General features: G+C 70.1%; 9 protein-coding genes. 6 read left to right on the top strand and 3 right to left on the bottom strand.

The genetic code is table 11. From position 1 onward, the window contains the following. Positions 1 to 272: 272 nt before the first annotated feature. The gene (locus J7I97_RS16540) at positions 273 to 1634 is read left to right on the top strand and encodes a glutamine synthetase family protein (protein ID WP_030291594.1); all 1362 of its coding nucleotides are present in this window, start codon (positions 273 to 275) and stop codon (positions 1632 to 1634) included. Positions 1635 to 1683: 49 nt separating this feature from the next. Here the strand turns inward: J7I97_RS16540 and J7I97_RS16535 are convergent, their stop codons facing one another. After that, on the bottom strand, positions 1684 to 1845 hold the full coding sequence (locus tag J7I97_RS16535) for a hypothetical protein (RefSeq protein WP_214935564.1): 162 nt from the start codon (positions 1843 to 1845) through the stop codon (positions 1684 to 1686). 125 nt (positions 1846 to 1970) lie between these two features. On the opposite strand from J7I97_RS16535, the gene J7I97_RS16530 reads away from it, so the two are divergent. The 5 genes from J7I97_RS16530 (at position 1971) to J7I97_RS16510 (ending at position 6827) form a co-directional block, all read left to right on the top strand. After that, positions 1971 to 2390, top strand: coding sequence for a hypothetical protein (locus J7I97_RS16530; protein WP_308365978.1), 420 nt, complete (start codon positions 1971 to 1973; stop codon positions 2388 to 2390). Positions 2391 to 2397: 7 nt separating this feature from the next. Continuing rightward, positions 2398 to 4227, top strand: coding sequence for an alpha/beta hydrolase (locus tag J7I97_RS16525; RefSeq protein ID WP_214935560.1), 1830 nt, complete (start codon positions 2398 to 2400; stop codon positions 4225 to 4227). Beyond that, entirely contained in the window at positions 4224 to 5180 is a 957-nt protein-coding gene (locus J7I97_RS16520) for a hypothetical protein (RefSeq protein ID WP_308365975.1), read from the top strand. Before J7I97_RS16525 ends, J7I97_RS16520 begins: the two co-directional genes overlap by 4 nt. Positions 5181 to 5586: 406 nt before the next feature. Further along, a complete protein-coding gene (locus J7I97_RS16515) occupies positions 5587 to 5964 on the top strand; it encodes a hypothetical protein (RefSeq protein WP_214935558.1) in 378 nt (125 codons plus the stop codon). Beyond that, the gene (locus J7I97_RS16510; protein WP_214935556.1) at positions 5961 to 6827 is read left to right on the top strand and encodes a hypothetical protein; all 867 of its coding nucleotides are present in this window, start codon (positions 5961 to 5963) and stop codon (positions 6825 to 6827) included. Before J7I97_RS16515 ends, J7I97_RS16510 begins: the two co-directional genes overlap by 4 nt. 75 nt (positions 6828 to 6902) lie before the next feature. Here the strand turns inward: J7I97_RS16510 and J7I97_RS16505 are convergent, their stop codons facing one another. Both J7I97_RS16505 and J7I97_RS16500 read right to left on the bottom strand, forming a co-directional pair. Next, positions 6903 to 8981: a PIG-L family deacetylase gene (locus J7I97_RS16505; RefSeq protein ID WP_251058860.1), complete on the bottom strand. Its 2079-nt coding sequence runs from the start codon at positions 8979 to 8981 to the stop codon at positions 6903 to 6905. 249 nt (positions 8982 to 9230) lie between these two features. Next, the gene (locus J7I97_RS16500; RefSeq protein WP_251058859.1) at positions 9231 to 11558 is read right to left on the bottom strand and encodes a PIG-L family deacetylase; all 2328 of its coding nucleotides are present in this window, start codon (positions 11556 to 11558) and stop codon (positions 9231 to 9233) included. Positions 11559 to 11645: the final 87 nt, after the last annotated feature.

Raw genomic sequence — 11645 nt, 5'->3', positions numbered from 1 at the left:
AGGGTGGATCCGGTGGACCGAGAGGGCCATCAGGAGAACGGCAGCACGAGGGACGGGACGCCCATGGCACCCGCTCCGCGCACGCTCCCAGCCCCCCATGGGCGCAGATGGTAATGCTCATGACGGGGCCGAGGTCAGTGCGGGGGTGCCACGACCTTTCAGGGGTGCGTAATCTGGCGGAAACCACGGCTGGGGATACTGAGCCGGCCCGACTGTGCTCCCACCCCTGGTGGCGGTGGTGCACAGGCCGTCTGAACTGCGAGGATGAAGGCATGGACAAGCAGCAGGAATTCGTCCTCCGGACGCTCGAGGAGCGCGACATCCGCTTCGTGCGCCTGTGGTTCACCGACGTACTGGGCTTCCTCAAGTCCGTCGCGGTCGCCCCCGCGGAGCTGGAGCAGGCCTTCGACGAGGGGATCGGCTTCGACGGCTCCGCGATCGAGGGCTTCGCGCGGGTCTACGAATCCGACATGATCGCCAAGCCGGACCCGAGCACCTTCCAGATACTGCCGTGGCGCGCCGAGGCCCCCGGAACCGCCCGGATGTTCTGCGACATCCTGATGCCGGACGGCTCCCCGTCCTTCGCGGACCCCCGCTACGTCCTCAAGCGCATCCTGAACAAGACCTCCGACCTGGGCTTCACCTTCTACACCCACCCGGAGATCGAGTTCTTCTTGCTGAAGGACAAGCCGCTGGACGGCACCCGCCCGGTCCCGGCGGACAACTCCGGCTACTTCGACCACACCCCGCAGAACGTCGGCATGGACTTCCGCCGCCAGGCGATCACCATGCTCGAATCCATGGGCATCTCGGTCGAGTTCAGCCACCACGAGGGCGCCCCGGGCCAGCAGGAGATCGACCTCCGCTACGCCGACGCGCTCTCCACGGCCGACAACATCATGACCTTCCGCCTGGTCATGAAGCAGGTCGCGCTGGAGCAGGGCGTCCAGGCCACCTTCATGCCGAAGCCGTTCTCCGAGTACCCCGGCTCGGGCATGCACACGCACCTCTCCCTCTTCGAGGGCGACCGCAACGCCTTCTACGAGTCGGGCGCCGAGTACCAGCTGTCCAAGGTCGGCCGCTCCTTCATCGCGGGCCTGCTCAAGCACGCGGCCGAGACCGCCGCGGTCACCAACCAGTGGGTCAACTCCTACAAGCGCATCTGGGGCGGCTCCTCCCGCACCGCCGGCTCCGGCGGCGAGGCCCCCTCGTACATCTGCTGGGGCCACAACAACCGCTCGGCGCTGATCCGCGTCCCGATGTACAAGCCGGGCAAGACCGGCTCCTCGCGCGTCGAGGTCCGCTCGATCGACTCGGGCGCCAACCCGTACCTCACCTACGCCGTCCTCCTGGCCGCCGGCCTGAAGGGCATCGAGGAGGGCTACGAACTCCCGGCGGGCGCCGACGACGACGTCTGGGCCCTCTCCGACGCCGAACGCCGCGCGATGGGCATCGAGCCCCTCCCGCAGAACCTCGGCGAAGCCATCTCCCTGATGGAACGCAGCGAACTGGTCGCCGAAACCCTCGGTGAGCATGTCTTCGACTTCTTCCTCCGCAACAAGAAGCAGGAGTGGGAGGAATACCGCTCGGAGGTAACGGCCTTCGAACTCCGCAAGAACCTCCCCGTGCTGTAATCCCAGTTCGCGACCCCTGCGGGCCGTGCACGACACTCCGGGCCGGTGGTCATCGACCACCGGCCCGGAGCCGTCTCGTCGCCCCTGGGCCGTCCGGCGGCCGTCCCGAGCAGAGCCAGACCTCGTACATCCCGTCCACGGTCTTGCGGGCCCGCACCCCCACCACCGACCAGCGGGGCAGGTACTCATTCGCATAGGTACAGGTACTCATGAGGCCTCTGTACGGCGCGGGTTGTGTGTTGTTGGTGCGATGTAGTGTTCTTGGCCGGAGTGACCGGCAGGGGTAAACGGGGGCTACGCATGGCGTGGGACGAGTGGGAAAAGATCAAAGCGGATGTGACTGATCAGCAGTCCGTGGCGATGCGGCTCAACCACGTTCCGGTTGAGCCCAGCACCGGGCCGAGCGCCGTAACGGGCGGCTTGAAGTCCAGCCAGAAGGCGTGGGCCACGGCCGGCCAGGGGGTGGGCTCCCTTCGCCAGAACATCGGCACCGCGCTGACCAAACTGGAGGACGGCCAGGCGGGGCTCGGAGCAACCACGGGTTGTCTGAGCGCGGCCGCGCAGAAGGAGGTGTACGACTCCTGGAAGAAGTACGCCGAGAGCGTCAGCGAGCGCTGCGGCTCGCTCCAGAGCATCCTGGAGCAGGTGGGCCGCGACGTGTTGACGACCGATGAGGCGGTCAAAGCCGAGATGCACAAGCTGAACGTCAAGTACGCGGACACGGACGCCGTCGGCGGCCAGGCGAAGGGCCGGTGACGGCGGGATGGACTACGCGACCCTCAAGGCCTTCAAGCCCTCCGAGTTCGAGGACGCAGCCGACGGGTACAGCTCCATAGGCCACGCGGCTCAGGCGGCCAAGGAGCACGTCGAGAACACCGTCGCCGCAGGCATGCGCAAGTCGTTGCAGGGTGAGGCCGCGGAGGCGTCACAGACGCAGCTTCAAGCCCTGGCGAAGAACTTCCACTACACCCTGACCGAGTGCGGCGTGATCAGCACGGCCCTCAACGGGTTTGCCTACGACATGGCGGCCGCCAAGCGGAAGCTGAGCGCTGCTATCGAGGACGCCCAGGCGGACGGCTGCAGGGTGAACGACGACGGCTCGGTCGCGTATCCGGCAGGTCAGAAGCCGGGCGACGAGAAGGTCGCCGACGGCGGCACGGTGACGGGGAGTGCCGGAGGCAGCCCGACCTCCGATGCAGTGGAGCGCCAGGCGGCGAACATCCACCCGAACCCGAACTACGGCAAAGCGATGGGGTACGCGAACCGGATCGCCGACGCGCTCAAGGAGGCCACGGACGCCGATACGAAGTGGGCGCCGAAGATACGGGCCCTCAAGGCCGACGACGACCTGACCGTGTCCGCCCGGGACTGGACGGACGTCAGGTCGGACACCGACGGCGTCCGTGACGCGGCCGATGCCTACCTCGACACGATCAAGCCGCCGCCCAAGAACGACTGGCCCCAGGACAACGCCAACTGGTGGAACGGCCTCTCCCAGGAGCAGCGCGACGCCTACGTCTCCATGCACCCCGCGAGTATCGGAGCGCTCGACGGCCTCCCCTCCGACATACGCGACGACGCGAACCGCACCGTGCTCGCGGAACAACGCGGCGCCAAGCAGGTGGAGTACGACGCCTGGCTCAAGAAGGAACCGGAGCACTACAAGCCGTATATCAGCCCCATCACGGGTCGCGAGGTGAAGGGCGCGATGGTCCCTACCGAGGAGTGGAAGGAGTGGGACGAGAAGAAGAAGCAGCTCGAGAACGGCTACAAGGGCATGGACGCCATACAGAAACGTTTCGACAGCTACACGAGCGAGAGCAATCGCCCCTATCTGCTCGGATTCGACGGCAAGGACATGGGGCGCGCCATCGTCTCCATCGGAAATCCGGACACTGCCGACAACGTGGTGACGTACGTGCCCGGGACGTTCGCGAAGCTGGAGTCCATAGATGGGGACATCGGCAGGGCCGAGGCACTCCAGTGGAAGGCGGAGCGCGAGGATCCCAGCCACTCGACGGCATCGATCGTGTGGCTCGGTTACGACGCCCCCCAGGGCATCGCGACCGATGCGACGGAGACCAAGTGGGCCGACCAGGCGAAGGAGCCGCTCGGCAACTTCATCCAGGGCATCGAGGAAGCCAACCATCGAGACAGCGGGGTGAACCAGACGCTCCTGGGCCACAGCTACGGATCCTTGGTCGTCGGCGAGACGATGAGCATGCACATAGACCTGCCGGTCGACAACGCGATCATGGTGGGCAGTCCGGGCGTGGGCGTGGATCACGCGAAGGACCTGAACATCCCCGCAGACCGTGTCTTCGCGGCCACGGCCCAGAATGACCTCATCAACGCCGCCCCGCCCCCGGCCCGCGATCCGCTCAGTCCGAAGGCGTACTGGGAACTCTTCGACGACCACTCGATCGTGCACGGCACCGACCCGACTTCCGACGACTTCGGCGGCGTGGTATTCGACGTCCCCGACGGGAAGCTTCCGGGCGCGGGTTGGGAAATGATGCCCGCGCACTCCCAATACTGGGACGAAAAGCCCCTCGGCAGCCTGGCGAAGATTATTACCGGAGGACAACCGTGAACCTGCGCAGAATAATCGCGACTGCCGCACTGCTGGTCATGACGGCCATGATGACCGCGTGCGGCGCGCAGGAGGGCGGACAGAAGAGCGGCGGAAATGCATCGAAGAAGGTCACGATGAATGAGCAGCAGGCGATCGACCGGGCAGAGGAAATCATCCAGCAGGCCGTGGAGGGTATGTCGCCCAAGCCGACACTGGAGCGCATGGGCCCCTTGCCCGTCGGCCCCTGCATCGCCAGGGACGACCACGGCCCTGACGACCGCGTGCAGGTCACTGTCGCCTACAAACTGACCGGTGTTCCGGGGCCTGAGGCTCAGAACCTCGTGCGGCAGGCAAGGGACGCCTGGCTGAAGCAGGGATACAAGCACAACACGTCGGGCGAGGTCGACTGGTCCGGCCCGTTTCCGGCGGTCTACATGCGTACGGAGCCCGACGACTTCTGGATGGACGCCATGACCGGCGTCGTGGATCGGGCCAAAGGAGAGGGCCTCGCCTCTATCGGCGTGAAATCGCCCTGCTTCCTCCCGCCGGGCAAGGCGACTGCGGCCGACCCCGCCGTGCTGGAGGCCCCGCAGGCAGACGATCCCGCCACGCTCCGTGCCCTCGGCCACTCCAGCCGGATCTACGACGCCCTGCGGGTCGCGTCGGCGCCCACACAGCCCGGGGAAGGCCTCAGCACGGTCCGGGACGAGTCCGGGACATCGGTCCACCACACCTGGTCGACCGAGCCGCTGTCGGAGGACGAAAGGGTACGGGCCCTGGTACGCGTGCAGGCGTACTTCCAGAGCGAGGGATGGAGCGTGCGCCACATGCCGACGCCTGAGGGCACTCCGGCCGTCATCGCCGGCCACCCCGATGAGCGCACGGTCGCACAGGTCGCGGCCTCGACCACCGGAGCGGTGCGCGTCGCGGTTACGACGCCCGTCAACGGTCCGTCGTCGGCAGAGGTGTGAGCGGATCCGCCGGCTCGGTTCTGGAGCGCAGCCGAGAGCGCTCACGCACGCCGTTGGCGCACGCACCGAGGGAGTTTCTAGGGCCAAACGGCGGTGACATCCGCATCCCGTACTTCACTGCTCGCGGCAGGAGCCGGAAACCGGCACGAGGGACGCACCCGTCTGCCTGTCGCCGGCCCTGACGACGACACGGCTGCCGGAAGCCGTGGTCGGGACAAGCCTGGGCCTTCTCTGGGCAGTCGGAGGGTGGCCGGTGGTCACTGGCAACGACCAATGACGGCCTCTCGGAGGCTGATCCTCGGAGCGCGCTTCCGGGCCGACGGTCACCGACCGTCGGCCCGCTGTCGTTCCCCCGCTTGGCAGCGGTGCGCTTGCGGGTTCCGGGCCCGGCCCGGAAGCTCGCCGTATGAAATGGTGCGCCTTCGAGCCGGGCGACTTTCCGGACAGTGAATTCGTCCAGCTCCTCATCGAGGGCAAGCGGGTGTGGATTCACAACAAGGGCGACGCACACACCTCGGGCGGCGCACCCATCGTCGTCGAAGAGGAAATCATCGTCACGCCGGCCGCTCTCCGCCTGGCCTCCGAATTGCTGGCGGAGAAAGCCGCGGTCAAGAGGACGGCTGGGGAGAAGACGGCTGGGGAGAAGACGGCTGGGGAGAGGACGGCTGGGGAGAGGACGGCGGTCAAGAAGACGGCCAAGGCGGCCAAGAAGGCGGTCAAGAAGTCGGCCGAGGCGGGCAAGAAGGCGGCCGTGAAGAAGGCGGCGGTCAAGGAGAAGCCATGACGTCAGCAGCGCCGGAGCCGGAGCCGGATCCCGACGGGTGGCCGCCGCTCCCCCGGGCGATGGACGAGGGGGAGGCGACCAAGGCGCTCTTCGAAGCCCGCATCGCCTACCACCAGGCCCGGCTGCACCACGGCATGACCAAGGTCGAGGCCGCCTACGCGGCAGACCTCGCCAACGCCCAGACGTTCTACTCGTCGCTGCTGAAGCTCTCGGACGGATCCCTGGAGCGGGCCCAGGCCGGGGCGGACGCGGTGCAGAAGGCCGCTGCGGCGGTGGCCACGATCTACGCCGGAGTGCTGAGCATCTCCTTCAGCGTGTCGTCGCGCGCGCTGCCCTGGCGTGGGGTGCTCGCCCCCATCTTCCTCTGCCTCGCCATCGCGCTCTCGACGGCCTACCGGGCCCACATCACCCGGCAGTCCCGCGAATCCCCGGCGCCCGAGTACAGCGAACAGTTCGCGACGGCGGCGCTGCGGCGCGCCAATACGTTCAGCACGATCGTGCGCGGGCTGGTCGTGGGAAAGGCCTCGCTCCTGCGGGCCGGCGTTGCCGCGCTGAGCGTGGGAATCCTGTATCTGCCGGTGGCGTTCGTGTCGTTCCCCGGATCCGAATCGCCTGCCGTCGCGGCGGATTCACCGCGCTGGCCGGTGCCGCCGGACAGCGCGATGAGCAAGGAGTACGGCGCCATCCTCTACAAGGCCCAGGTGGACGAAGCGGCGAACCTGCACTCGCCCACGGAAGGCGACGAGAACGTCTGGTGGCCGGTCGGCCTGCTGCTCGGTGGTCTCCTCGTCGTGTACGCGGGAGGGCGCCCGTGGCGGGCGAAGGCGGGTAAGGGCCAGGGCAGGGGTCAGGGCCAGGGCTAGGGCTAGGGCCAGGGCTAGGGCTAGGGCGCCGGCCAGGGTCAGGGCGCCGGCCAGGGCCAGGGCCAGGGCCAGGGGCTAGGGCCGCCGGGGCACCGCGCGGTGCCAGGTGGCGTGGGCGGTGCTGGCGGGCGGGGTGGTGCTGACGTGGAGTTCGGCGTCCAGGCCGAGCACCGCGGTCGTGGTGACGCCCGCCGGGTCGAGGACGGCGGAGGGGGCACCCGCGTAGAGCATCTGGGACTGTGTCCACGCGGGCGGCCCGCCCAGGGTCGTCGTGCCCACCGTGCCGGTGTCCGCGCGGCCCGTGAGCAGCCGCCCGGCGACGCTGACCGCGCCGTAGCCGGCCCGGCCGCCCGACTCGTTGATCCGGGAGACCGACGGCTTGCCGGAACCCGCCGTGACCAGGGCGCTGCGCACCACCCCCGAGTCGGGGCGCCGGAAGTAGAGCCGGATCCCCTCGCCGTCGCGGGCGGCCGTGAGGGGGACCGTGGTCGCCGGGAGGTGCGTCGGGAAGGGGCCCTGCACCGGCGCGCCCGGGGTGGCCTGGATCCACGCCAGGACCGACCTGGTGTTGCTGACGTACACGTGGCGCCGCCCGGCGGAGTCGACCACCGTCGCCGGGTCGCTCTGCAGCTCCCAGCCCCCGAGCCGCTGCCAGTCGGTGAACGTGCCGTCCGGCTGCTGGACGCGGGCGCGCAGGGTGCGGCGGGCGTCGCGGACGTAGACGGTCATCCGGCCGTCCGCGTCCACCGCCGCCGAGGGCCCGCTGATCGCGGAGGTGCTGTGCTCGTCCTCCCGCTCGGGGGTGCCGAGCGACCGCCACTCCCCGAAGGGCCCGCCGGGCGCGGACTGGACGGCGTACACGACCTCGCGCCGGTAGTCCTGCCCCCGGTTGCCGAAGACGGTACGGGTGGCCAGCACCGCGAGGCGGCCGTCGGGGAAGCGGGCGGTGGTCGCGCCCGGGTCGATGCCCGTGCCGGGCAGCAGGGCCGGGCCGGTCCACCGGTCCCGCTCGCGCTCCCAGACGCCCATCTGCCCGTCCACGGCGGCGAACGCCCAAAGCCGCCCGGCCGCGCCCTCCGCCAGCCAGGAGGTGCTGTCGGCGCGGGCGTAGCGCAGGGACTGGGCCCAGTTGCGCCCGGTGGGGCTGCCCGCCACCTTGCGGTCGCCGCAGCCCGAGGGGCTGCCGCAGTAGTTCTCGTGGTCCAGCCAGGCGTACGTCTTCAGGAAGCCGACCTTCGCCTCGACCGACTCCGGGTCCAGGGCGTGGGGGAGGGTGCCGTTGTGGTAGCCGAGGTAGCTCTGCGCCGAGAACCGCGGGCGGTCCTTGACCAGGGCGTAGCGCGCGGTGGCGGCCTGTACGAAGCGGGCGCCGTACATGTGGTCCTGGTGGTCGGTGTACTTGCCGGTGTCCTCGTACCGGCCCGGCGTCGGGTCCTGCATCCGTATCGTCGTCGGCTTGTACCGCTCCAGGATCCCGGCTATCGCCTCTGTCAGCTGGTCCTTGGTGTACGTGTACTCCTGCTTGACCGGGGTTCCGGCGGTCAGCAGCGCGCCCAGCGCGGGGATCCTGCCGTTCCACAGGCCGTGCAGGCTCTCGGGGTTGTCCCCGGACGGGCTGCGGGCCTCGCGCAGCTGGAGGAAGACCAGGTTGATCTCGGGCTTGGCGACGAGGACGTCGAGCTCGGCGTGAGCGCCGCCGACGGCGGGTATGACCGTGCGCTTCCACACGCTGGTGCGGTCGCCGGTGGCCATCTGGGCGTAGGCGGCGCGTATGCCGTTCTGCCGGGCCTCCGCGTAGTGGGTGCGGTCGGCGGGCTGGACCGGGTCCTTGGCGGTGGCGCCGCGGGCCTCGTTGCGGCCGTCGGACTCGCCGGAGGTGAGGTAGGTGGTGGTGAGCCGGGTGCCGGCCGCGAGGGACCGGCTGAGGTCCGGGTTCATGAAGAACAGGTCGTCGTCCGGGTGGGCGACGATCTGCACGATCGATCCGGCCGTCGTGCTGGCGGGGCCGGCGGCGACCGGGTCCTTCCCCCCGGAGGCCTCGGCGGCGGTCTGCTGTCCGGAGGCGACGGCGACCACACCGGTGGTGCCGGCGGTGAGCACGGTCATCAGGGCCGCGAGGACATGGCGACGGGCGACGGGCATCAGGTCACGCATCCGGGTTCGTTCCGGGCGGGGGAAACCGCTGGGCAGTCAGAGAGAGGCCAATACGGGGAACTTGGTTTCACCGGTTCCCCGATGACTCCGCTGCTTCCGGAAACGACCGGATGTGATGATCTCGTGTGGAGTTTTGATTCAGGTGTACGCATGGGAAACAGCCGGAGATCCTGGTCTGTTTCGGCCAAACGACGCCCGGGTGTGGGGTGTTGGCTGACTTATACCCAATTGCCGTATTGGGCAGGATTTCTACGGCGCCCCGTTGCGCGGGCCCACCGGCTGCCACGGCGCCAGGTGCGCCTCCGGTTCGTCCGCGCAGGAGGTCACGTACAGCCGTGCGTCGAGGCCCACGACCGCCAGGCTGACCATGTTCGCGCCGGTCATCGTGCTGGAGGGGGAGTCGACGAACATCAGCGGCGAGCGCTCCCACGGCCGGCCCCAGCCGAGGTCGGACCCCAGCTGCCCGCCCGCCGAACGCCCCGCGAGCACATGCCCGCTCGCCGTCACCGAGCCGAATCCCCGGAGCCCGCCGAGGTCTGTGAGGTCGCTCACCCTCAGCCCGTCGTCATCCGTCACCAGGGCAGTACGGACGTCGCCCGAGCCCGGCTTGCGGTACCACAGCCGCACGCCGCCGTCACGGCCCTGCGCGGTGAGCGGGATCGTGGTGTCGGACAGCCCGGTGTCGGTGGCCGGGCCCAGCGGGGCGCCCGGCTCCGGCTGCACCCAGCCCAGCACCGTCGTGGTGGTGCTCGCGAACACCATGCGCCGCCCGGCGCCGTCGGTGGCCGTGGCCGGGGTGCCGTGCAGATCGGCGCCGCCGTACCGCTCCCAGGGGCCCCAGCTGCCGTCCGCGAGCTGCACGCGGCCGCGCAGGGTGTACGCGCCGTCGCGGACGTATGCCGCCAGGCGGCCGGCACCGTCGACGGACACGGCGGGGGCGCTGATGTCGGAGGTCCAGTTCTCGTCGGCGGTCTCCGGCGTGCCCAGCGACTGCCAGTCCCCGAACTCCTCGGAGCCGGGGGCCTGCTGGACGGCGTAGACGACCTCGCGCCGGTAGTCCGCGGGCGCGGCGCCGATGGAGGTACGGGTACCGAAGGCGGCGATCCGGCCGCCGGGCAGGGTGACGGTGGAGATGCCCGGGTCCATGCCGGTGCCCGGGAGGAGGCGCGGCCCGCTCCAGCGGCCGATCAGACCGGCCCGGTGCCAGACGGCGACCTGGCCGTCGAGCACCTTGAAGGCCCACAGCCCGTGCTCGTTGTCGGAGGTCAGCCAGGAGGTGCTGGCGCCGCGGGCGTAATTGATGGACTGGGTCCACTTGTTGCCCGAAGGGTGGTCGGCCACCTTGAGGTCGCCGCAGCCGGCTTCGCTGCCGCAGTGGTTCTGCCGGTCGAGCCAGGCGTACGTGTTCAGGATGTCCAGCTTCGCCTGGGCCTCGTCCGGGTCGAGGGCGCTGGGGAGCAGGCCGTTGAAGTAGCCGAGGTAGTTCTGCACCGAGAAGTGCGGGCGGTCCTTGACGTCGCTCGCGTACGCGGCGAGGGCGACCTGCACGAAGCGGGCGCCGTAGAGGTGGTCCTGGTGGTCGGTGTACCGCTTGGTCCCGGGGTTCCGGCCGGGGGTCGGGTCCTGGGCGCGGACGGTGGTGGGCCTGTACCGCTCCAGGACACCGATGAGGGTCTGGACGACCTCGTCCTTGGTGTACGCGTACTGCTGCCTGACCGGGGTGCCGGAGGAGAGCGCCGACTCCAGGCGGGCCACCTTGCCGTCCCACAGGCCGTGCAGGCTGTCGGGGCGTTCGGCGGAGACGCTGCCCGCCTCGCGCATCTGGAGCCAGACGAGGTTGACCGCGGGCCTGGCGACGAGGACGTCGAGCTCGGCCTGGCCGCCGCCCTCGGTCGGGATGACGGTGCGCTTCCAGGCGCTGCTGCGGTTGCCGGTGGCCATCTGGGCGTAGGCGGCCCGGATGCCGTTCTGGCGGGCCTCGGCGTACGCGGGCTTGTCCGGCCGCGTGGAGGCCTTCCTGGCTGCGCCGGCGTTGACGCCGTCCGCTTCGCCGGAGGTGAGGTAGACCGAGGTCACCGGGTGGCCGGCGGATATGGAGTACCGCAGGTCCGGGTTCATGAAATAGAGGTCGTCATCGGGGTGCGCGACGATCTGGAGCACGCGGCCGGGGTCCGGGGCGTCGGCGGTCGCCGCGGCGACGGCTCTGCCGTCGGGGGCGTCGGGGGAAGCGAGGGCGGCGAGGGCCTCGTTCCCCCGGAGTATGAGCATGCTCCCGGCGGCGGTGGCCGCGCAGAACGCGACGACCTTGACAACCCTGTTCCAGCGGGGGTGGGCGTGGCGGAAGGACGCCCTGTACTCCGCCGGGGTCCCGGATGCGGCGTGGGGCTCGTGCTCCGCCGGGGTCCCGGGCGCGGCGTGGGGCTCGGGCTCCGCCGGGGTCCCGGGCGCGGCGTGGGGCTCGGGCTCCGCCGGGCGGCGAGGTGCGGCCGGGCGCGGGGACTGGATCCCCGTGGGGGAGGAGTGGCCCGTGGTGCCGATGAGGTCCGTGGGGTGCGCGTGGGGGCGTGCGGGCGGCATGGGGCTCCTCCGGGCCGGTCAGGCGGGGAGATGCCCCACAAGATCGAAAGGCCCCCAACTCTTCCGATAGTCCAATAAGTCGCCCCA

The sequence above is a fragment of the Streptomyces sp. ISL-87 genome, from assembly GCF_018614095.1.
Taxonomy (GTDB): domain Bacteria; phylum Actinomycetota; class Actinomycetes; order Streptomycetales; family Streptomycetaceae; genus Streptomyces.
Note: the sequence above shows the minus strand (reverse complement) of the source record. Positions and strands in the feature narration are given on the sequence as shown.